This is a genomic window from Acidovorax radicis (assembly GCF_020510705.1).
GTDB classification, from domain to species: Bacteria; Pseudomonadota; Gammaproteobacteria; order Burkholderiales; family Burkholderiaceae_C; genus Acidovorax; species Acidovorax radicis_A.
Genome location: NZ_CP075184.1, coordinates 3,896,308 through 3,918,750 on the forward strand (window position 1 = coordinate 3,896,308; position 22,443 = coordinate 3,918,750).

Annotated in this window: 16 protein-coding genes and 1 pseudogene; 3 read left to right on the top strand and 14 right to left on the bottom strand. The window is 65.1% G+C overall.

Annotated features, from left to right (window positions below; all coding sequences use genetic code 11):
• Positions 1-17 precede the first annotated feature (17 nt).
• Positions 18-635: a hypothetical protein gene (locus KI609_RS23085; RefSeq protein WP_413463438.1), complete on the top strand. Its 618-nt coding sequence runs from the start codon at positions 18-20 to the stop codon at positions 633-635.
• On the opposite strand, the pseudogene KI609_RS23090 reads toward KI609_RS23085, so the two are convergent.
• Positions 629-1,087 (bottom strand): annotated as a pseudogene (locus KI609_RS23090) (diacylglycerol/lipid kinase family protein); the annotation flags it as partial. The gene KI609_RS23085 and the pseudogene KI609_RS23090 overlap by 7 nt on opposite strands.
• A gap of 191 nt (positions 1,088-1,278) precedes the next feature.
• Here KI609_RS23090 and KI609_RS17795 point away from each other — a divergent pair.
• The gene (locus KI609_RS17795) at positions 1,279-2,133 is read left to right on the top strand and encodes a phosphatase PAP2 family protein (protein WP_226444886.1); all 855 of its coding nucleotides are present in this window, start codon (positions 1,279-1,281) and stop codon (positions 2,131-2,133) included.
• A gap of 4 nt (positions 2,134-2,137) precedes the next feature.
• Here KI609_RS17795 and urtE read toward each other — a convergent pair whose 3' ends face one another.
• From urtE to KI609_RS17830, 7 genes are all read right to left on the bottom strand, one after another.
• Positions 2,138-2,830 (bottom strand): urea ABC transporter ATP-binding subunit UrtE, encoded by a 693-nt coding sequence (urtE, locus tag KI609_RS17800; protein ID WP_226444887.1) that lies wholly within the window; start codon positions 2,828-2,830, stop codon positions 2,138-2,140.
• A gap of 987 nt (positions 2,831-3,817) precedes the next feature.
• Positions 3,818-4,693 (bottom strand): urea ABC transporter ATP-binding protein UrtD, encoded by an 876-nt coding sequence (urtD, locus tag KI609_RS17805; protein ID WP_056060633.1) that lies wholly within the window; start codon positions 4,691-4,693, stop codon positions 3,818-3,820.
• On the bottom strand, positions 4,690-5,829 hold the full coding sequence (gene urtC, locus KI609_RS17810; RefSeq protein ID WP_226444888.1) for an urea ABC transporter permease subunit UrtC: 1,140 nt from the start codon (positions 5,827-5,829) through the stop codon (positions 4,690-4,692). The genes urtD and urtC overlap by 4 nt, the downstream gene beginning before the upstream one ends.
• Before the next feature lie 20 nt (positions 5,830-5,849).
• Positions 5,850-7,430 (bottom strand): urea ABC transporter permease subunit UrtB, encoded by a 1,581-nt coding sequence (gene urtB, locus KI609_RS17815; RefSeq protein ID WP_226444889.1) that lies wholly within the window; start codon positions 7,428-7,430, stop codon positions 5,850-5,852.
• Between the two features lie 155 nt (positions 7,431-7,585).
• Complete coding sequence (gene urtA, locus KI609_RS17820; protein WP_226444890.1) at positions 7,586-8,848, bottom strand: urea ABC transporter substrate-binding protein; 1,263 nt, start codon at positions 8,846-8,848, stop codon at positions 7,586-7,588.
• Positions 8,849-9,279: 431 nt separating this feature from the next.
• Entirely contained in the window at positions 9,280-10,371 is a 1,092-nt protein-coding gene (locus tag KI609_RS17825) for a GGDEF domain-containing protein (protein WP_226444891.1), read from the bottom strand.
• The gene (locus KI609_RS17830; RefSeq protein ID WP_226444892.1) at positions 10,371-11,531 is read right to left on the bottom strand and encodes a DUF917 family protein; all 1,161 of its coding nucleotides are present in this window, start codon (positions 11,529-11,531) and stop codon (positions 10,371-10,373) included. The genes KI609_RS17825 and KI609_RS17830 overlap by 1 nt, the downstream gene beginning before the upstream one ends.
• Before the next feature lie 268 nt (positions 11,532-11,799).
• On the opposite strand from KI609_RS17830, the gene KI609_RS17835 reads away from it, so the two are divergent.
• A complete protein-coding gene (locus KI609_RS17835; RefSeq protein ID WP_226444893.1) occupies positions 11,800-12,486 on the top strand; it encodes a DUF3334 family protein in 687 nt (228 codons plus the stop codon).
• Between the two features lie 139 nt (positions 12,487-12,625).
• Here the strand turns inward: KI609_RS17835 and mgtA are convergent, their stop codons facing one another.
• The 6 genes from mgtA to KI609_RS17865 all read right to left on the bottom strand — a co-directional run bounded on the left by mgtA (position 12,626) and on the right by KI609_RS17865 (position 22,440).
• Positions 12,626-15,442, bottom strand: a complete 2,817-nt coding sequence (gene mgtA / locus KI609_RS17840) for a magnesium-translocating P-type ATPase (RefSeq protein ID WP_226444894.1) — start codon at positions 15,440-15,442, stop codon at positions 12,626-12,628.
• A gap of 354 nt (positions 15,443-15,796) precedes the next feature.
• Positions 15,797-16,081: a hypothetical protein gene (locus KI609_RS17845; protein ID WP_226444895.1), complete on the bottom strand. Its 285-nt coding sequence runs from the start codon at positions 16,079-16,081 to the stop codon at positions 15,797-15,799.
• A gap of 576 nt (positions 16,082-16,657) precedes the next feature.
• Entirely contained in the window at positions 16,658-17,230 is a 573-nt protein-coding gene (locus KI609_RS17850; protein WP_226444896.1) for a DMT family transporter, read from the bottom strand.
• A 17-nt stretch (positions 17,231-17,247) separates the two neighbouring features.
• Positions 17,248-17,649, bottom strand: coding sequence for a DMT family transporter (locus KI609_RS17855; protein ID WP_226444897.1), 402 nt, complete (start codon positions 17,647-17,649; stop codon positions 17,248-17,250).
• A 31-nt stretch (positions 17,650-17,680) separates the two neighbouring features.
• Positions 17,681-18,751, bottom strand: coding sequence for a response regulator (locus KI609_RS17860; RefSeq protein WP_226444898.1), 1,071 nt, complete (start codon positions 18,749-18,751; stop codon positions 17,681-17,683).
• Positions 18,751-22,440 (bottom strand): ATP-binding protein, encoded by a 3,690-nt coding sequence (locus KI609_RS17865; RefSeq protein WP_226444899.1) that lies wholly within the window; start codon positions 22,438-22,440, stop codon positions 18,751-18,753. Before KI609_RS17865 ends, KI609_RS17860 begins: the two co-directional genes overlap by 1 nt.
• Positions 22,441-22,443 lie beyond the last annotated feature (3 nt).

Sequence of the window (22,443 nt, forward strand, 5' to 3'; positions counted from 1 at the left end):
ACAGCGGCCGCGCGCTGATGCGGAAATGCAGGGGCGGTGCCATCCACTCACGCTCGCCGTCAAACGCCACCTTGACCTGCGGGGGCCGCCAGCTGGCGGGGGTCACGGTCAGCTCGGCACACGCCATGCTGACCACCGCGTTGTCTTTGTGCAACTGGCCTGTGGCCGCGTTCCACACGGTGCGGGCGGTGGCCCAGCGCCCCTGCGGCTTGAGCATGACCACGGCAAGGTGCCCACCATCGGCCACCTTCTGCGCTTGCGGCAGGCCCATGCGGTCCAGCTGCAAGGGGTTGTTGCCCACAAACAGGGTGGTGACCAGATGCTCCTCCTGCTGCGCCTCGGCGCCCTGGTGCGTCTTCATCACCACGCGCCAGCGGCGGCCCGACGCGGGGCGAAACAGGCTCCACACCGCCGCCGCTATGGCCACCCAGCGCTTGCGGCCAAAGCGGCGCGAGGCCATCTCGCGGTCGGCCAGCATCTTGGGGTACAGCCCCACGCTGGCATTGACGACAAACATGCGGCGGTTGACAAACCCCACCTGCACCGGCCGCAGGTCGCCCGCATGCAGCGCCTGCAGCAGGTCTTGCACGGCGGTCTCGGGGTCCAGCGCAAGGCCGTGCTCGCGGCTGAAATAGTTGAACGTGCCCATGGGCACCACCCCCAGCGGCACCCCGGCGCGCAGCGCGGCCGACGCCACGGCGTTGATGGTGCCGTCGCCCCCGGCTGCCACCACCAGTCCGCCATCGTCTTGTGCGGCCTGGGCGGCGTGCTCGGCCAGCTGTACGATGTCGGCGCGCCGGTCGGGCACGTGCCACACCACGTCGTGCGCCTGCAGGGCGGGCACACCTTCAAGCTTGGCGCGCAGCAGGTCCAGGTCGGCACCGGGCCGCCGGGGCACCACCAGATGGATGGGGCCACGGGGTTGGGGAGGGAGGGAGCGTTCCGAAGGTGTCATGCAAAAACTCTGCAACAAACAAGAGCAACCCCACAGCGCGATGAACCAATCACACGGCTGGGCGAGCCCGCAGGCCCACACCACGCCACGAGCGTCAACGCCAACGCCAACACCGGTTGCAGGGCACTCCATGGTGACAAGCGCTCGCCACCCGCGCAGCCGGTAGCCACGCCTACCCTTTGTCAGCCGGCTCCGACAGCTGCAGTGACAGTGCAATACCCCCACTGCGCACCGAGATGCTGGGAACTTCGGTACAACCTACGGTTTCTCTCCATGGGCAGCCCACCCTGCGGGTGCATCAACAGAAAGGCCCCACCATCTCCATGACCACAACCTCCAGCGTTTTGGCCGCCGACATCGGCGCCCTGCTGGCGCAGCACCCTCTGGGCTGGTGGATGGCGGGCGTGCTGGCCTTTGCCCTGCTGGGCAGCGCCGCGTTGACCGGCTTGCGCAGCCTGCGACAGCATGTGGGCGCACCGCTGGGCCGCGTGTTTCCGGCGCAGGCGCGCTGGGTGCTGGTGGCGGCCATGGCGGCATCGGCCTGCACGCTGGCTCTGGCGGGTGCCGCGCTGGCAGAGCTGGCCGAAAGCGGGCGCGCCCCGGGCACCTGGGGCGCACTGGACGACGCACTGGCCGCAGGCCTGCAAGCACAGGCATCCGCCGCTGTGCTGCAATGGTTTGCCACCCTCACCCACCTGGGCGACACCTGGGTGCTGACCGTGCTGACATTGGGCGTGGCCGCCGCGCTGTGGCTGCGTCGGCACCGCCTGCTGGCCACCGGCTGGCTGGTGGCCATGGCAGGCAACGGCGCGTTGACCAAGGTGCTGAAGCATCTGTTCGAGCGCGTGCGGCCCGAGCACACGCACGGCATTGCCGAGGCCAGCGGCTACAGCTTTCCCAGCGGGCACAGCAGCGCATCGATGGTGGCCTACGCCATGCTGGCCTACCTGGCCACGCGGCTGTTGCCCCGCACCTGGCACCTGCCTGTGGCCATGCTGGCCGGTGCGCTGATCTTCACCACCGGCTGGAGCCGTGTGGTGCTGCACGTGCACTACGCCAGCGACGTGCTGGCAGGGTGGCTGCTGGGCGGCACGTGGATGGTGTGCACGGTGCTCATCATGGAGAGCGTGTCGCGCTGGCGCCGCCCTGCCTTCGGCGCTGCGGTTCAACCGCCATGAGCCGTCAGATGGCAACGAGGTTGCGAATGCCCTTGGCTTCCATCTCGGAGCCCGGCCCGCGTGCGATGACTTCGCCGCGCTCCATCACCAGGTAGTCATCGGCCAGCTCCTGCGCAAAGTCGTAGTACTGCTCGCACAGCAGGATCGCCATCTCCCCCTTGTCGGCCAGCATGCGGATCACGCGGCCGATGTCTTTGATGATGCTGGGCTGGATGCCTTCTGTGGGCTCGTCCAGGATCAGCAAACGCGGGCCGGGTGCCAGCGCACGCGCGATGGCCAGTTGCTGCTGTTGCCCACCCGACAGATCACCGCCCCGGCGCTTGAGCATTTGCTTGAGCACGGGGAACAGTTCATACAGGTGCGGGGGCACGGGGGTGGAGCCACTTTTGTAGGCCAGGCCCATGCGCAGGTTTTCTTCTACCGTGAGGCGCCCGAAGATCTCGCGGCCTTGGGGGACGAAGCCGATGCCTGCACGGGCCCGGTCGTACGGCGTGGCTTTGTCGATGGGTTGGCCATCAAAGCTGATGCTGCCGCTTTTGATGGGCACCAGGCCCATGAGGCTTTTGAGCAGGGTCGTCTTGCCCACGCCGTTGCGGCCTAGCAAAACGGTGACTTTGCCGGTTTGGGCGGTGAGGCTCACGTCGCGCAGGATGTGGGAGCCGCCGTAGTACTGGTTGATGTTTTGGACGGTGAGCATGGTGGCGTTTTGAGTGTTTTGGCCGCTAGCGCTTATTCATCAAGCGCCAGTAGCTATTGTTTTTATAGCTATTTGGTTTGTCCGGCCCGTTGGGGATGAGCTTGTCGAAGCTGGGGCTTGTTCCTTGATCTGGACACATGCCATGGTGGAGGTCGGAGGCCGGGATGTCGCCCCGGCGGGCGAGTCCCTTTCTTTCGTGTCGCCGAAAGAAAGGAACCAAAGAAAGGGCGACCCTACTGTGCGTGTCCCTCCGCTGCGCTGCGGGCAACCTGCGATGCTCGGTCAGGGGGTGCGCCGCAGAACTCACTGCGTGCTGCGCGCTCCGTTCAAACAACTGCGGCAAGTCAGTGCACGAAGTGCGTGTGTCCTGCGGCACACGCACGCACACCCTGCCCTGCGCTTCTCGGCACGCACAGAAGGGAACCCAGCGAACATCCATTCGGGCCATTGCTTCGCTCGGCCCCGAACGCGCGTGCGCTGCGCGCCGCGACCACGAGGCCGAGCGAAGCAAAGGCCCGTGTGGCTGTTCGGCTGTTTGGGTGTTCGGCTGTCCAACCCCCTGCTGGCTGCGCCTGCGGCGGGGCGGTTGCGGGGTGAGCATGGGCGTCGAAGCGCCCATGCTTCGTGAACTGACTCGCCGTGGCTGTCCGAGCGGCGCGCGCAGCGCAAAGCGAGTTCCACGGCGCACCCCGCAACCGCCCCGACGCAGGTTTGCCCCTTCGCTCCGCGAAGGGGTCGCAGACTGGGGGTCGCCTTTCTTTTGGGTACTTTTCTTTGGCGAAGCAAAGAAAAGTACCTCGCCCGCCGGGGCGACAACCCGGCTCCAGCCCTGAACGCAGGCATGCGTCCAGATCAAGGAGCACGCCCAAGCTTCGACAAGCTCCACCCGAACGGACGGAGGACAAGTACACCCAGGCTTCGACAAGCCCAGCCCGAACGGATAGCGGACGGCCACAAGATCAGAAGAACCAGAGCGGCACAACACCATCACCGCCCCAAATAAACCTCAATCACCCGCTCATCCGCCTGCACCTGGTCGAGCGTGCCTTCGGCCAGCACCGACCCATCGCACAGCACCGTCACCTTCTCGGAGATGGTGCGGATAAAGCCCATGTCGTGCTCCACCACCATCAGCGAATGTTTGCCCTTGAGCGTGAGGAACAGCTCCGCCGTGCGAGCGGTCTCCTCATCGGTCATGCCCGCCACCGGCTCATCCAGCAGCAACAACTTCGGGTCCTGCATCAGCAGCATGCCAATCTCCAGCCACTGCTTTTGCCCGTGGCTCAGATTGCCCGACTGGCGCGTCACGCTGTCGGCCAGGTGAATGGTGTGCAGGATCTCGGCCAGCCGGTCCGACTGTGCGGAGTCGAGCTTGAAGAACATGCTGGACTTCACGCCCTTGTGGGTCTTCAAGGCCAGCTCCAGGTTCTCGAACACGCTGAGCTGCTCGAACACCGTGGGCTTCTGGAACTTGCGGCCGATACCCAGGCTGGCAATCTCGGGTTCGTTGTGGCGCAGCAGGTCGATGGTGGAGCCAAAGAACACCGTGCCTTTGTCGGGCCGGGTCTTGCCGGTGATGATGTCCATCATCGTCGTCTTGCCCGCACCATTGGGGCCGATGATGCAGCGCAGCTCGCCCGGGGCGATGTCCAGGCTCAGGCCGTTGATGGCCTTGAAGCCGTCAAAGCTGACATGCACGTCTTCCAGGTACAGGATGCGGCCGTGGGTCACGTCCACTTCGCCCGGCGTGGCAATGCGCGAGAAGCCTGCAGCGCGGCCACCCGACTCGGTCTGGCCCAGTGCGACGGGCGCCAGCGTCTTCTGCAGCCGCCGCGCGCCTTCTTCCATCAGATCGGGCGTCATTGCGCAGCTCCCTTCGTGGTTGTCATTTTTGCTTTGAGCTTCTTGACCAGCCCCACCACGCCATCGGGCAGGAATAGCGTCACGGCAATGAATAGCGCGCCCAGAAAGTACAGCCAGAACTCCGGCGCCGTCACCGTGAGCCAGCTCTTGGCACCGTTGACGATGAACGCCCCCACGATGGGCCCGATGAGGGTCGCGCGGCCACCCACGGCCGCCCACACCGCTATCTCGATGGAGTTGGCGGCGCTCATCTCGCCGGGGTTGATGATGCCGACCTGGGGCACATACAGCGCCCCTGCCACGCCGCACATCATGGCGCTGATGGTCCAGATGGTGAGCTTGTAGGGCAGCGGCGAGTAGCCCGAGAACATGACACGGCTCTCGGCATCGCGCACCGCCTGCAGCACGCGGCCAAACTTGCTGCGCACCAGCCAGCGCGCCAGCAAAAAGAAGCCCAGTAGCGTGATGCCCGTCAGCACAAACAGCGTCATGCGCATGTTCTGCGTGGCAATGGGCGTGCCCAGGATGCGCTTGAAGTCGGTAAAGCCGTTGTTGCCGCCAAAGCCGGTTTCGTTGCGGAAGAACAGCAGCATGGCCGCATACGTCATGGCCTGCGTGATGATGGAGAAGTACACACCCTTGATGCGCGAGCGGAAGGCGAAGTAGCCGAACACAAACGCGATCACGCCCGGCACGGCCACGATGAGGATCAGCGTGGCGATGAAGCTGTCGGACAGCGCCCAGTGCCAGGGCAGCTCCTTCCAGTCCAGGAACACCATGAAGTCCGGCAGATCGCTCTTGTAGTTGCCGTCGCGGCCGATCTGGCGCATGAGGTACATGCCCATCACGTAGCCGCCCAGCGCAAAGAACAGGCCGTGGCCCAGGCTCAGGATGCCGGAGTAGCCCCAGATGAGGTCCATGGCCAGCGCGCAGATGGCGTAGCACATGATCTTTCCGAGCAGCGCCACGGCGTAGTCCGACAGGTGGAACATGCTGCCTGCGGGCACCCAGAGGTTGAGCACGGGTGCCACGGCGCACACCACGATGAGTGCCACGATAAAGGCCGACCAGCCACCGCGCGTGAGCAGCGGCGCAGGTGCGGGCAGTTGGATGTTGGGAGAGGTTGGCGTAGTCATGATCAGTCGTCTCTGGTGCTTCAGTCGGCCGTACGCCCTTTGACCGCGAAGATGCCCTGGGGGCGCTTCTGGATGAAGATGATGATGAACACCAGCACCGCAATCTTGGCCAGCACCGCGCCCGCCCAGCCTTCGAGGAACTTGTTCAGGATGCCCAGGCCCAGCGCGGCATACACCGTGCCCGCCAGCTGGCCCACGCCGCCCAGCACCACCACCATGAAGGCATCGACGATGTAGCTCTGCCCCAGGTCCGGCCCCACGTTGCCCACCTGGCTCAACGCGCAACCCGCCAGGCCCGCAATGCCCGAGCCCAGCGCAAAGGCCATGGTGTCGATGCGCGCAGTGTTCACGCCCATGCACGAGGCAATGGGGCGGTTCTGCGTCACACCACGCACGAACAGGCCCAGGCGCGTGCGGCCGATCAGGTAGCCCATGCCCAGCAGCACGGCGATGGCAAAGCCGATGATGACGAGGCGGTTGTAGGGCAGCGTGAGGTTGGAGAGCACCTGCACGCCACCGCTCATCCACGCAGGGTTTTCCACACCCACGTTCTGCGCGCCAAAAATCGTGCGCACCAGTTGCATCAGCACCAGGCTGATGCCCCAGGTGGCCAGCAGCGTCTCCAGTGGGCGGCCGTACAGAAAACGCAGCACGCCGCGCTCCAGCACCGCGCCCACGGCGGCCGAGGCGCCAAAGGCCAGCGGCAGCGCGGCAACCAGGTACCAGTCGAACGCGCCCGGAAAATACTTTTGAAAGATGCCTTGCACCACATAGGTGGCGTAGGCGCCAATCATCATCAGCTCGCCATGGGCCATGTTGATCACGCCCATCAGACCGTAGGTGATGGCCAGCCCCAGTGCGACGAGCAGCAGGATGGAGCCCAGGCTGATGCCCGAGAACGCTGCGCCCAGGCGCTCGCCCCAGGCCAGCTGGCCGTCAATGGCTTTGAGCGCGGCTTGCAGGGCCGCCTTGACCTTGGCATCTTCTTCCACGGTAACGCGTTCGTTGAGCAGCAGCCGCGTGTCAGGCGTGGCGCTGAGCGACAGTGCCTGCGCGGCGGCAATGCGCTGTGCAGCGTCGTCGCTGCCCAGCAGCGTGGCGGCGCGGGCCAGCTGCAGCTGGGTCTTGATCTTGTCGTTGGTTTCCTGCGCCAGCGCCTTGTCCAGCAAAGGCAGACGGCCCGCGTCGGGTTCTTTGGTCAGCGCCTTGGCGGCGGCCATGCGCTGGGTTTCGTCCTTGCCAAACAGCGCCAGGCCCGCCAGGGCCGTGTCGATCTCGCCGCGCATGCGGTTGTTGTTGATGATGTCTTCGGCATCGGAGGGCACGGGCACCTCGGCGCCGGTGACAGGGTCGATGCCCTTGTCATCGCGCACGATCAGCGCCTTGCCTGCGGCAACCTTCACCGCATCGTCGGCCAGCGCCTGCAAAAAAGCGGCGGTGCGCTCACTGGGCTCCACCACGGCCTGCTGCACAGCAGCCACGCGGTCGTCGGTCTCGCCAGCGGCCATGGCCAAGGCCTGCTCGGCGGTGAGTGCGTACGCCTGCGCAGTTGCACACAGCAGAACGCAGGCGATCAGACGGGAGAAAAAAGAGAAAAGCATGGAAGGGCCAGTGGGTGAAAGAAACGACCAGCCTCTGCGGTGAGCGCAGCCCATGCCAGCGCCCCCGCGCAAGGGCCGCCCCGCCGCGCTGGGGGCGTCCCCCTCCCACGCGCAGCGTGAGAGAGGGGGAAGCGGCGTAGCCGCTCAGGGGGAGATCACTTCTTCTCGGGTTCGTCTTTTTTCTTGTCGTTGCCTTCGATGTAAGGAGACCATGGCTTGGCCTTCACGGGGCCGGGGGTCTTCCACACCACGTTGAACTGGCCGTCGGCCTTGATCTCGCCGATGAACACGCTCTTGTGCAGGTGGTGGTTCTTCTCGTCCATCTTGGAGACGATGCCCGACGGTGCCTTGAAGGTCTGGCCAGCCATGGCGGCAATCACCTTGTCCACATCGGTGCTCTTGGCCTTTTCAACCGCCTGCTTCCACATGTTGATGCCGATGTAGGTGGCTTCCATCGGGTCGTTGGTGAGCGGCTTGTCCTTGTGGCCTGCAATGCCCTTGGCCTTGGCGTAGTCGCTCCACTTCTTGATGAACTCGGTGTTGGCCGGGCTCTTGATGGACTGGAAGTAGTTCCAGGCAGCCAGGTGGCCCACCAGGGGCTTGGTGTCCACGCCGCGCAGCTCTTCCTCGCCCACCGAGAAGGCGACTACGGGCACGTCCTTGGCCTTCAGGCCGGCGTTGCCCAGTTCCTTGTAGAAGGGCACGTTGGAGTCACCGTTGATGGTGGAGACCACGGCCGTCTTGCCGCCCTGGCTGAACTTCTTGATGTCGGCCACGATGGTCTGGTAGTCAGAGTGGCCGAACGGGGTGTACTTCTCGTCGATGTCGCTGTCCTTCACGCCCTTCGCTTTGAGGTAGGCGCGCAGGATTTTGTTGGTGGTGCGGGGGTACACATAGTCGGTGCCCAGCAGCACCCAGCGCTTGGCACTGCCGCCGTCCTTGCTCATCAGGTAGTCCACCGCGGGGATGGCCTGCTGGTTGGGCGCAGCGCCGGTGTAGAACACGTTCTTGGACAGCTCTTCCCCCTCGTACTGCACGGGGTAGAACAGCAGGCCGTTCATTTCTTCGACCACCGGCAGCACCGACTTGCGCGACACCGAGGTCCAGCAGCCGAAGATGACCGAAACCTTGTCCTGGCCCAGCAGCTGCTTGGTCTTTTCAGCGAACAGGGGCCAGTTGGAGGCCGGGTCCACCACCACGGGTTCGAGCTTCTTGCCCAGCACGCCGCCCTTGGCATTGATCTCGTCGATGGCCATGAGCACGGTGTCTTTCAACACGGTCTCGGAGATGGCCATGGTGCCCGACAGGCTGTGCAGGATGCCGACCTTGATGGTCTCCTGCGCGTGGGCTGGCAGCGCAGACAGGCCAGCGAGCGTAGCGACGGCCGCAAGGGCCTTGAGGGAATAACGACGTTGCATGTGTGCTTCTCCAGTAGGGGGGTTCAATCCATCCAATCGCTTCGCCCGGCAGGCCCTTGAAGGAGCCCCGTGTGATCGAGCGATGGAATGGATTCTGGATAGCGAGGCGCGTTGGGGGAATACGCCGGGTGGCGTACACCGTGGCATCCGGCACAGCCCGAGAGGGCCGATTGGCCCCACCGGCGAGCGGCAGGCGCAAGCATTGAGGGCGGTGCAGCGCTTGCTGAAATGCTCTTTTTTTGATAGCTAACAGCGCTTACTTTAAAAGCGCCAGAAGCCAAATAAAGCAAGTAATCGAGTAAGCAATAGACAACACCTGGCCGGCCCATACATCACAGCGCTGCTTGGCAGAGCACTGCGCAGCGGGTGCGCAGGCAATGGTATTGCGAGGGTCAACCAGGGCACCCGTGCGCCCGCAGCGGCACGCCCGATCAGGAAAGCAGCGAGCCGCCTGCGCAATCTTGCGGATCGCTGCAGTGCATCTGCCCCGCAGCACAAGCGCCTTGCGGCAGGTCTGCACAGTACACAGCGTTGCGCCCCGCTTCCTTCACCCGGTAGAGGGCCTTATCGGCACGGTTCACCAGATCTTCAAAACCGAGCCCCGAGCCCTTGTGCAACGTGGCCACGCCAATGCTGACGGTGACAGAAATGCTGGCACCGCCATGATCGACAGGAACGGCCAGGGCGGCCACCTCGTGGCGCAGCGACTCGGCCACGCACAGCGCACTCGCGCCATCGGTCTCTGGCAGCACGATGACAAACTCCTCACCGCCAAAACGCGCCACGATGTCCACCCCGCTGCGCTTGCGTGCCGCGCAGGCCTGGGCCACGGCACAAATCACGCGGTCGCCCGCGATATGCCCCCAGACATCGTTGACCGCCTTGAACAGGTCGATGTCCACCACCAGCAGCGACAGGGGGTGGTCAAAACGCTCGGTGCGCTTGCATTCGTTGGCGCCCAGCTCCATCAGCGTGCGCCGGTTGGACAGCCCCGTCAGCGAATCGTTCGCCGCCAAGAGCTCCAGGGTGGTGTTGAGTTCTTGCAGCAGCCGGTTCTGCTCTACCAACTGGCGGTTGATCTGCGCGATCTCGTCTTCCTTGTGCTTGCGGTCATGGATGTTGAAGGTGACCCCGATGAGGCGTTTGCCCGGGGTGGCGCTGCTGCGGTCCATGATGCGGCCGTAGTTGGCAAACCACACCCACTCGCCGGCCTTGGAGCGCAGGCGAAACTCGGCACGGTATTGCGGGGTAACGCCCGCCACATGATCGGCGACCGCCTGGCGCACCATTTCGAGGTCGCCGGGGTGAAACAGGCCAAAAATATCCTGCACGCCCGACACGATTTCGTCTTCGGTGAAGCCCAGCTCCAGAAAGGTCTTCATCGCCTTGTGGGTGACCTGGCCTGAGACCAGGTCGTTCTCCCATAGATCCAGCCCGGCGGCCTCCAGCACCAGCTCCAGCCGCTCCTTGTTCAGGTCTGCGTCATCAGCCATGGAGACAAACATCAGTTCCGGCGTGTCCATCAGACCGACGGCATGGCGCCGGCATACCCCATATTGCGCAGCAGTGCCGCAAATGACGCGACAACGCCTGGTGTGTTGTAAAGCTGCGGTGCGGCCTCGACCGCAATCACGCTCACCGCCTGGCCGGTGCTCTTGCCGGTGGCGGCATCAAAGTACAGGGCCAGGTCATCGCTGGCATTGGAGAACCCACGGCCCGTGCTCTCGGAGTAGTAGCAGATGGAGTCCGGCGCAATGATGTCCGGCACCGGGCTGGAGGACGAGTACATGATGAGGTTCTCGTTCAGGTTGTAGAGATAGTGCGTCTGCGTGCTCTGGCCGGGGTCGGGGGTGTTGTCCAGGCGGATGACACCGGAGTCCAGCGACGCGCTGGAGGTGGACTGCGTGACCGCCGTGATGAAAAAGTTGGTCACCACCGCAGTGGCCGCGCGGCCGGTGATGGTGGTGATGGCGCTGGCCACCGCGCTGGTGGCCAGTGGCGTGACCGCCTGCAGGAGTTGCAGCCCCAACGCGCGCGCCTGCCCCAGCGTGCCCTTGATGTAGCTGCCCGACAGAGCAAAACCATTGCTGGCGTTGGATGGCCACATGGCGATGCCTGAATAGCCGCCAAACCCGGCCACCACCCCGCCCGCCAGTGTCTCCACCCGCGCCGCCGTGGACGCACCGAGCACGGCCGATTCCATAAAGGCGGGCACCGAGGCATCACTGGCCAGCGCGGCGGGACACGGCGCCAGCAACGCCGCGCCCGTGAACGTGGTTTGCGGCAGCTCGGGCACGGCGCGTCCGGCGCCATCACCGTCCACCACCCACAGGGCGCCTGGCCACATCGCGGCACCAATCAGCGGCACCAGCGAGTTGATGGGGCCGATCTCCACAGGGATGAACGCCCCGAGCGCGGCGCCGGTGCTCGCTTGCAGCACTTGCACGGTGTTGGCAATGGAGTTCTGGATGGCCGCCAGCGTCAGGCCGTCCGCTGCGTCCGGCGAGCCCATGATGGCCAGCACACAGGCATTGGTGGCGCCGTCATAGTCCTGCACCGGCACGGTGCCGCTCCAGCCCTGGTCGGCCAACTGCTGAAGGACCCCGCAAGCATCGTGATAACTGCCGCCGCCCCCACTGGCCAGCACGGCAGCGCCCGTGGCAACCGCCTGAAAATCAGTCAACCCGTAGCTCTCTGCGCCCATCGCACGCCCCCTCTTGTATGGTTGGAACGATACGCCTGCGCTATGGGTTGTCAACCCGCAGCATCCCGCGCAGCACCAAGGCAACAAGCCAGCGCCATGGCAGGGGGCGCCATATTTCTGTCATCAACACCACAGCGAGGCGACAGCACACCGGCGATAACCGAAAACCACTCTGTTCGAGCAACGCGCCTTCGCCTATGCTCTGCACAGCGCGTATATCCTGACAAAACACTCCCCAGACCACACCATGAGCCTTCCAGAAAAAAACACCGTATACGGCACCGAAGACCTGCTGATCAGCCTGTGCAATTCCGTCACGCGGGTGCTGAACGTCGCCACGCACAGCCAGATCCACTACTCCGGCATGGTGCAACGCATCAGCAAGACCTGCCTGAAACCCGATATCGGATGCTTCGTGCTGTTCGATGGCGGCTTCTCGGGCCTGGTCATCATCAACTTCTCGGCCCAGGCGGCGATGGAGCTGTATGCCAATTACCTGTTGAACATGGGCATGTCCAAGGACGACCTAGTCAGCTCCTACACGTCTGATGAAGTCAGCAACGTGATGGGCGAGCTCATGAACCAGGTGGTGGGCGACTTCACCGGCAAGGTGCGCCGCGAGCTGCAGACCCACATCACCCAGAACCAGCCCAAGATGCTGGTGCTGAACAAGCAGGTGATGCTGAGCGTGGACGCCAACCTGGACAAGCCCGAAGCCCGGCGCGTGACCTTCTACACCAGCAACAACAACATCTTCTACCTCGAACTGGCCATCGACCGCACCGAGTTCATCAAGCTCTATGACTTCGAGGCCCAGGAAGTGCCCGATGCCGATGCGCTCATGGCCCAGTCACAGGGTGCACCTGCCGTGCCCGCTCCCGCCCCAGCGGGCCAGGACGATACGGACGCGCTGCTGAAGTCGCTGGGGATGTGATGCCGGGGATGTGACACCTGACGAATCACATCAAAATTCATAGCTGCTAGCGCCTATCCCATAAGCGCTAGCAGCCAAAAAGGCTCAAATGGGCGGCCCCCAGCACGGGGCCCCATCGTGGCGTCGCAGGTCGCAGTATCTATTGCCAGCCATAGCGGCGAATGTAGAAACGCTTCATGACGGTCGTCAGCACCACATAGCCAGCCAGAATCCCCAGCACCCAGGGGAAGTAGGACCAAGGCAACGCCTGCAGTTTGAAATGCCCCGCCAACGGCCCCATCGGGATGAAGATGCCCACGGCCATGATGAGCGCCGTGGCGGTGAGCAACGGCACCGACGCAATGCTCTCCACAAAAGGCAGCTTGGGCGTGCGGATCATGTGCACGATGAGGGTTTGCGTGAGCAGGCCCACCACAAACCAGCCCGACTGGAACAGGGTCTGCGCGCCCACGTTGTCGGCGCCGAACACGTACCACATGACCACGAAGGTGGTGATGTCGAACACCGAGCTGATCGGTCCAAAAAACACCATGAAGCGCCCGATATCACCGGGATTCCATTTGAGCGGGTTGCGGATGACTTCCTCGTCCACATTGTCAAAGGGAATGGCGATCTGCGACACGTCGTACAGCAGGTTTTGCACCAGCAGATGCAAAGGCAGCATCGGCAAAAATGGCAAAAACGCACTGGCCACCAGCACCGAGAACACGTTGCCAAAGTTGGAGCTGGCCGTCATGCGGATGTACTTGAGCATGTTGCTGAAGGTCTTGCGGCCTTCCATCACGCCCTCTTCCAGCACCATCAGGCTCTTTTCCAGCAGGATGATGTCGGCCGCCTCCTTGGCGATGTCCACCGCGCTGTCCACGCTGATGCCAATGTCGGCAGCACGCAGCGCGGGCGCATCGTTGATGCCGTCGCCCATGAAGCCCACCACATGGCCGCCGGCGCGCAGTGCACGCACCAGGCGCTCCTTGTTCAGCGGCGAGAGCTTGGCAAACACGTTATGGGATTCGGCCGCCTGCGCCAGGGCCGCATCGTCCATGGCGTCCACATCCTTGCCCAGCAGCACCCCCTGCACCGCCAGGCCCACCTCGCGGCAGACCTTGAGCGTGACCAGTTCGTTGTCACCGGTCAACACCTTCACCGTCACCCCGTGCGCGGCCAGCGCCTTGAGCGCGGGCGCGGTGGATTCTTTCGGTGGGTCCAGAAAAGCCACGTAGCCAATCAGGGTCAAACCAGATTCGTCGGCCACGCCGTACACACTCTGGTGGGGCGGGGTTTCTTTCATGGCCACGGCCACCACGCGCAGACCTTCGTTGTTCAGGCCCCGGGTTACCTCCAGCACGCGCGCACGCAGGGCTTCATCCAGCGGCAGGTCTTGCGCGCCAGCGTCTTCCACCACACGCACCCGGGTGCATATGTCCAGCATTTCTTCCACGGCGCCCTTGCAGATCAGCTCGTGGTGGTCGTCGCGCTCACTGACGATGACGGACATGCGCCGGCGCACAAAGTCAAAGGGAATTTCATCCACCTTGCGGTAGTCCTGCGCCAGGCGCAGGTCGGCCTGCAGCTCCACATGCTCCAGCACGGCGTGGTCCAGCAGGTTCTTGAGGCCGCTCTGGTAATGGCTGTTGAGGTAGGCAAAGGTGAGCACTTCGTCGGACTCGTGGCCGAAGACGTCGGTGTGGCGCTCCAGAAAGATCTTGTCCTGCGTGAGCGTGCCGGTCTTGTCGGTGCACAGCACATCCATGGCGCCAAAGTTCTGGATCGCATCCAGCCGCTTGACCACCACCTTCTTGCGCGACAGCAGCACCGCGCCCTTGGCCAGCGTGCTGGTCACGATCATGGGCAGCATCTCGGGCGTGAGACCCACGGCCACCGACAGCGCGAACAGAAAGGCCTCCAGCCAGTCGCCCTTGGTAAAGCCGTTGACCACCAGCACGATGGGCACCATCACCAGTGCAAACCGAATGAGCAACCAGCTCACGCTGTTGACCCCCGCCTGGAACGCGGTGGGCGCGCGGTCTATGGCTGTGACGCGCGTGGCCAGCGTGCCAAAGTAGGTGTGGTTGCCTGTGGCCACCACCAGCGCCGTGGCCGAGCCCGAGACCACGTTGGTGCCCATGAACAGCAGGTTGCGCGCATCCAGCACGCTGGCGCCCGGTGCGGAGCTTTCTGCAAATTTCTCCACTGGCAGCGACTCCCCCGTCATGGCCGACTGGCTCACGAACAGGTCTTTGGCCGTCAGCACGCGGCAGTCCGAGGGGATCATGTCACCCGCCGACAGCACCACATGGTCGCCGGGGACCAGTTGGCTGATGGGTAGTTCGCGCTGGCCAGCAGCGGCCGCCTTGAGCGTCATCGCATGCCCCCCGCCAGGCGTGGGTGCGGGCGCGGGCGCGGGCACAGTGGCTGGCGTGGGCACATATGCATCCCCTTGCGCCGATGGGCGCCGCAGCACGGTGGCCGTGTTGCTGACCAGCGACTTCAGGCGCTCGGCGGCTCGGTTGGACCGCCCCTCCTGCACAAACCGCAACAAGGTGGACAACACCACCATCGCCAAAATGACGACCGTGGCCTCCCGGTCATCGGTCAGGTAAGAGATCAACGCCAGCACGGTAAGCAAAACGTTGAAGGGGTTTTTGTAGCAGTGCCACAGGTGCAGCCAGCCGGGCAGCGGCTTTTCGTGCTCTACCTCGTTAGGGCCATGCAATGCGAGTGCGGCGGCGGCCTGCGTGTCAGTGAGGCCGTTTTTGTCCGAGCCCAGCCGGTCCAGCAAGGTGGGCACATCGTCGGTCGCGGCGCGCAACAGATCGCGGGTGAGCGGGTCGGGCATCGTGGCCGGGGTCGCGGCGCGGCCCAGGGTGAGGGTGTCGAGCATGAGTCGCCGCGCAAAGTGGCGCGTGACATGCCGACTGCGCAGGAAACGGTCGAAAAGGTGGTGAAAGAAGTTCATGGCCCGCTCCCTACCGCGTCGCAAATCTGGTGCGACGCCCAAAAACCGCAGTGGTCAAAGTGGCTGTGCGCAGCACGCTAGGCAATGCGGCGCGCGCTGGAAAAACAATACAACGAAACATGATGGGTAAACCCTTCTGGCCTGCGCCTGCCAGAAGGGCTTGCTCACGCGGTCACGCAAGCAGGCGCTTCTGGGTGTAGGCCCTGGCCAAATTTGCAGAAATCGACAACAAACAAACAATCCGTAAACACACGGTGCAATGGAGCGGCGCTTCAGAGCGCCAGCGCGGGTCTGGGTCCATGGAGCCTCCTGCGGTAAGAATGGGAAAAGGGGCGCGCGCTGATGGTGCAGCGTTCAACGCCAGCGGGGCACGCCACGCGCGGGCTGCGCGTGCAGAAAACACCGAATGCGGTGGGTAGGCCAGGCGGTGCTGAGATCCAGATCGGCCAGGGCCTGGATCGGGTCATTGCCATCGTTACGCCCGTGAGTGCGGCCAGTCGCAAGACCTGCCTGCGGCGCCTGCGCAAGAAATGCGGGCGCTAGCTGTGCACCCAGCGGGGGCTGGCGCAGCACCGCACGGCCAACGCGCAGCGCAAGCGCACGCCTGAAAAGAATCTGCAAATCAACAAAACGAGGCATGGCCGTGGTCCTTGGCAGGGTTCACGGAGCAGACAGACGCGGGTGTTCGCCGGAGCGCGTCTGCACAGGCAATCACGGCCCAACCAAGGGCCTTGCCTGTGCACACGGCACACACGCAGGGGAAACGACAAGTCGGGGAAACCATCAACCTCCCATCGCTGCATGGCAGACGCAAGGGGCTGCGCAGACAGGACGGCAGATGGCTGAAAGGGACGGGGCCTGGGTCTGCACAAGGCGACCCATGACCCGGGAGCGGGCGTCAGGAGGCCTGGCAGGCAGCAACCGTCACGGCTTGCTGGTGTTCACTGCGACAACTGGCACATTCCACGCTGGGGCTCCGGAAATAAAGGTGCGCGATTATTGCACTGCAGCATTTGAGGGTCAACCCGCCGCACGCATAAAAAAACGAGGCGCCAGGAATGGACCCCATCGCGGTTTGCAGCCAGTGATTCGGCATTCCACCGACGCGGCATTCACACCCTGTTGAGCCCCCGTTCACCATTGAAACTGCAGCGGCGGATACCGCTGCGGGCGACAGCCCATCGCCAGCGCTGCCTGTCAGGGGCATGGGCAGGGTCAACGCCGCGCGCCCAGTCGCTCCGCGATCCAGATGCCGCCAAGCACCATCGCCAGCGCCACGGCGTGATAGGCCCCGACAGGCTCGCCGAGCATGCCCACGGCCAGTGCAGGGCCGAAAACGGGGTTCAGGTTGAGGAACACACTGGCGCGCGCCGGGCCAATGAGCTCCACCGCACGGATGAAAAAAATCTGCGAGACGAAGGACGGCAGCAAGCCCACATACACCAGGATGAGCCACCCCAGCGGCGTGGGCCAAAAAAACCGCCCCGCCGCCACTTCGGCCGCCAGCAGCGGCAAAGACGCCAACGCCGCCACGCCCGCCACGGCAGAGAAGAACACCAGCGGGGGCACGGACGGCCGCGCCCGCAGCCCCAGCGTGTAGCCGGCATAGAGCAGCGAGGCCAGCAAAATCCACACATCGCCCAGGTTGAAGTCGAGCGCAGCCATCACCGCCCAGGTGCCCCGCGAGGCCACGATGGCCACGCCCGCCAGCGTGATGACCACGCCCAGCATCTGCAGCGCAGTGACCCGCAGGCGCAGGAACAACACGCCGCCCAGCAGCACCAGCACCGGGATGATTCCCTGAATCAGCGGAGGTTGACGGCCGTGGTGTGGTGTGCCGCCGCGTAGAACAGCGCGTTGAAGGCGGTAAAGCCGCTGGTGCCCATCAGGGCCAGATACGTCCAGCGCCCCCGCAGCGCGGGCAGGTGTTGCGCCACCTGCTGGCGCGCAACGAACCACAGCGCCATGCAGGCAATGCTCCAGCGTGCCGTGGTCAGCATCATGGGAGAAACGTGACCTACGGCCATGCGCGCCGCGACGGCATTGCTGCCCCAGATGAGGGTGGTGACGATGAGGAGAAGTGCGGGGCGCTGGTACAGGCTGCGCCAGAAAGCGCCGCGCGTGGCGGCAGGGGGGGGATGCAGACATGGCCGCGAGCGTAGCAAACCCGGTGCAACCGGCCACTCACGCAGGTCGCCAGCGCGCACGCCAAGGCATCGATCCAGAACGTCCAGCCATCTACCCTTCAAATTGCGGATGCAATTGCCGGATGCGGTTCATGGCCATGGCCGCCGCTGCCGTGCGTGTTTCCACGCCCAGCTTGGCAAACACGCGCTCCAGGTGCTTTTTGACGGTGGCGGGGCTGGCGCCCAGGATGTCGCCGATGTCGCGGTTGATCTTGCCCTTGACCACCCAGTACAGCACCTCGGCCTCGCGCGCGGTGAGCCTGAACGACAGGCTCATGGACTCGATGATCTTCGCGTCCGACACCTCGCGCATCACGATGAGCCAGTCGCCGCCGCCCGCGCTGTCGCCCGCCTGCTGGTGCAGGCGGAAGGTAAGCCGGCGCGCGCCCTGCTCCACCGCCAGGCGCGGTGGCTCGGCCAGCGATGCGGCCAGCAGCTCTGCCGCGTTGTCGGCCAGCACATGGCGGCGCAGCCAGGCCTGCACGGGCTCGGGCGCCCATTGGCCAAGGGCGGCGGGCGTGCCGTCCGGGCCCACCTCGCCGAAGTAGCTTTGCAGCAGCTCGCGCGCCAGCGGGGTCTGCCACACGATGCGGCCGTCCACCGCGCGCACGGTGATGCTGGCGTAGCCGAAGGCATCAAGCGCGTTGCGCGCCTCGCGGGCCTGGCGCGCGTCCTGCCGGGCCTTGCGCGCCGCGCCCAGGTGCACGCCCATGCGGGCCATCACCTCGCGCGGCTTGATGGGCTTGGTGACGTAGTCCACGCCACCCGCCTCCAGCGCGGCCACGAGGTGCTCGGTCTCGGTCAGGCCGGTCATGAAGATGATGGGAATGTGCGCCGTCAGGGGCGATGCCTTCAGGCGCCGCGCGACCTCGAAGCCGTCCATGCCGGGCATCATGGCGTCGAGCAGCACGATATCGGGCAGGGCCTGGGCGGCACGCTGCAGCGCGGCCTCGCCGTGCATGGCCACGAGCACGGTGTAGCCCGATTCATCGAGCGCGTCGTGCAGCACGGCCAGGTTGTCGGGCACGTCGTCCACGATCAGCACCACGTCGCTGTCGCTGCGGTCCAGCGCGGCACCGGGCGCTGCTGGCGCCGGAAAGGAAGGGGGAATTGCGGTGGTCATCACGGTGGCGCCTGCTCCAGGATCTGGCCCATGGCATCGAACTGGAACTGCTTGGCCAGTTGCCGCATGGTGTGCACAAAGGCGCTGTGCGCGGGCTGGCTGCGTTCGATGTCGTCCAGGGTGTTGAGGATGCCACGGTAGTAGCCCAGTGCCACGGCCTGCGCCAAGGCGGCCAGGGCGGTGGTGTCGGGGTACGTGAGGGGCGCATCCGCTGCCGCAGGCAAGGCGGGAGTCACATCGGCTTCGCCGTATTGCCACTGCAGGCCCAAACGGCGCTCCAGCCAGTCGAGCAGCTCGCTGTGGCGCACGGGCTTGACAATGAAGTCCTCGGGGCGGATGCCCACGTCGTTGTCGAGCGCCTTGTCAAACGCATTGGCGGAGACGATGGCGCAATGGATTGACCCCCACGCTCCGCACTCCGTGTCGTCGCTGCCCCCCGAGGGGGCCCCGTCCGGCTTGGGGCGGCCCGGCGCCGGACGGATGCCAGCAAGGTGCATCTGCCGCACGCGCCGCAGCGTCTCCCATCCATCAATGCCCGGCATGGCCAGGTCCATGAAGATGGCGTGCGGCCGGTAGCCCGTGGCCAGCAGGTCCAGCGCATCGTGGCCGCTGGCGGCCTGGCGCAGCTCAAAGCCCAGGGGTTCCAGCAGTTGCAGCAGCAGTTCGCGGTCGGGCTCCTCGTTGTCCACCACCAGGATGCGGCGGCGCTCGCCTTCATACCCCCTGCGGGCGCGCTGGGCTTGCACCGCCACGGGCGCCGCCGCCTTGCCCAGCACATCCCCATGCACCTCGGGCAGGAACAGCTTGACGTGGAACACCGAGCCTACGCCCGGGGTGCTGCTCACCGTCAGCTCGCCACCCATGAGCGCGGTGAGCATCTTGGCAATGGTCAGGCCCAGGCCCGCACCCGGAGCGGCTGCGGTGCTGCCACCGCCCGAGCCACCGCGCGCAAAGGGCTCGAAGATGCGCTCGATCTCGTCGGACGTGAGGCCTGGCCCCGTGTCTTGCACCTCGATGCGCGCCATCTCGCGGGCATAGCGCACGCGCAGCGTGACGGTGCCGTGCGCGGTGAACTTGACGGCGTTGCCCAGCAGGTTGATGAGGATCTGGCGCAGGCGCTTTTCGTCAGCGCGCACCACTTCCGGGATCACGCCCAGCACGTCGAACTGGAACGCCAGGCCCTTGGCGGCGGCCTGCAGCTCGAACAGGCTGGCCATCTCGTGCAGGCCGTCGGCAAAGCGCATGGGCGTGACATCGAGCGTGAGCTTGCCGGATTCGATGCGCGCAATATCGAGCGTGCCTTCGATGAGCGACAGCAAGTGCTCGCCACCACGCCGGATCACGTGCACCGCCTGCTTGCGGTGGGGCGGCACGCCTGCATCCTCGCCCATCAGCTGCGCGTAGCCCAGGATGGAATTGAGCGGCGTGCGGATCTCGTGGCTGATGGCGCTGATGTAGCGGCTCTTGGCCTGGTTGGCCTGCTCGGCGGCGCGCTTGGCTTCTTCGGCCACCTGGCGCGCCTGCTCGGCCACGCTGCGCGCAGTCTGCAGGGCCTCGTCGGTCTGGCGGTGCAATTCGATCTCGCGCACCAAAAGGCCGGTCTGGCGATTGGATTCCTCTTGCGCCACCTGGCGGCTTTTGTGCGCCAGTACCAGCCACCACGCCACGATGCCCGAGATGACCAGCAGCGCGAGATAGACCTTGAGCAGGCCGGAGCGCAGAGCCACTTCGGGTGCAGCCATCACCTCGGTGTCGGTGGCGGCCTGTGCGATGGTGTTGAGTTCCTGGTGGTACAGCAGGCCCATGACGGACGCCAGCAGTGGCGCAATCACCAGCATCAACAGCAGGAAATGGCCAAGGCCCGTGTCCAGGTAGCGCCAGATGGCGCGTGGCAACACCCAGCGCAGCGCGGCAGACCACTGCACCGCCATGCTCGCGTGGGGCTTGCACAGGTCGCCACAGCGCGCATCGAGCGTGCAGCACAGCGAGCAGATGGCACCCCGGTAGGCGGGGCATTGGGCCATGTCGGGCGCTTCGTATTCGCGCTCGCAGATCACGCAGCGCTGCACGGTGGTGCGCATGGTGCTGCCCATGTCCTGCCCCAATTTGCCCGGGCCGTGCATGGGCACTGCCACCACATCGGTCAATGTGGCGGGCTCAGGCTGGCGCGCAATGTAGTAGCGCCCCCCGGTGGCCCAGGCAATGAGCGGCGCCGACACAAACGCCACCGCCATCGCAATCACCGCCGAGAACGCCTGCGGCAGCGGTCCGAACAGGCCCAGGTGCGCGCTGATGGACAGGATGGACGCGAGCGCCATGGAGCCCACGCCCACCGGATTGATGTCGTACAAATGCGCGCGCTTGAACTCGATGCCCTTGGGCGACAGACCCAGCGGCTTGTTGATGACGAGATCGGCCACCACCGACATGATCCAGGCGATGGCGATGTTGGAGTACAGCCCCAGCACCTCGCCCATGGCGCGGAACACGTTCATCTCCATCAGCATGAAGGCAATCAGCGTGTTGAACACCACCCACACCACGCGCCCCGGGTGGCTGTGCGTAAGGCGCGAGAAAAAGTTGGACCAGGCCAGCGAGCCCGCGTAGGCGTTGGTCACATTGATCTTGAGCTGCGAGATCACCACAAACAATGCCGTGGCCGCCACCGCCCAGCCATAGTTGGGGAACACATATTCATACGCGGCCAGGTACATCTGGTTCGGGTCCACCGCCCGGTCGGCGGGCACCATGTGGGTGAGCGCCAGGTAGGCGAGCAGCGCGCCGCCCAGCATCTTGAGCACGCCCAGCACCACCCAGCCCGGCCCACCCACCAGCACACCCAGCCACCAGCGCCCACGCGTGGCGGGTGTGCTGGCGGGCATGAAGCGCAGGTAGTCGGCCTGCTCCCCCATCTGGGTAATGAGTGCAATACCCACCGTGAGCGCCGCACCAAACAAGGGCAATTGAAACGAGGCGCCCCGCATGAATTCACCACCGTAGTGCGCAACCCCAGAAAACGCACCAGGATCGCGCACCAACACATAGGCAAACGGCACCACCAGCATCACCAGCCACAGCGGCTGCGTCCACACCTGCAGCCGGCTGATGGCCGACACGCCATGCGTGACCAGCGGAATCACCACCATGGCGCAGATGAGGTAGCCCCAGGTGGGCGGAATGTCGAGCGCCAGCTCCAGCGCATAGGCCATCACGGCGGCTTCGAGCGCGAAGAAGATGAAGGTGAAGCTGGCGTAGATGAGCGAGGTGAGCGTGGAGCCGATGTAGCCAAAGCCCGCGCCGCGCGTGAGCAGGTCCATGTCCACGCCATAGCGGGCCGCGTACACGCTGATCGGCAGCCCCGCCAGGAAGATGATGAGCCCCGTGGCCACGATGGCCCAGAACGCGTTGATGAAGCCGTACTGCACCAGCAGCGTTGCGCCCACGGCTTCGAGAATCAGGAACGACGCCGCGCCAAACGCCGTGTTGGCCACCCGCCATTCAGACCACTTGCGAAAGCGCTGGGGGGTGTAGCGCAGCGCGTAGTCCTCCATGGTCTCGGTGGCCACCCAGCTGTTGTAGTCGCGGCGGACCTTGACGACCTGCTGGGGCGCCTGCGCGTCGGCATCCGGCCCCAATGCGGGCGCCGAGGCCACGTCGGGCGGGGCAAGAGAGGCGGTGGAAGGGGGCATGGA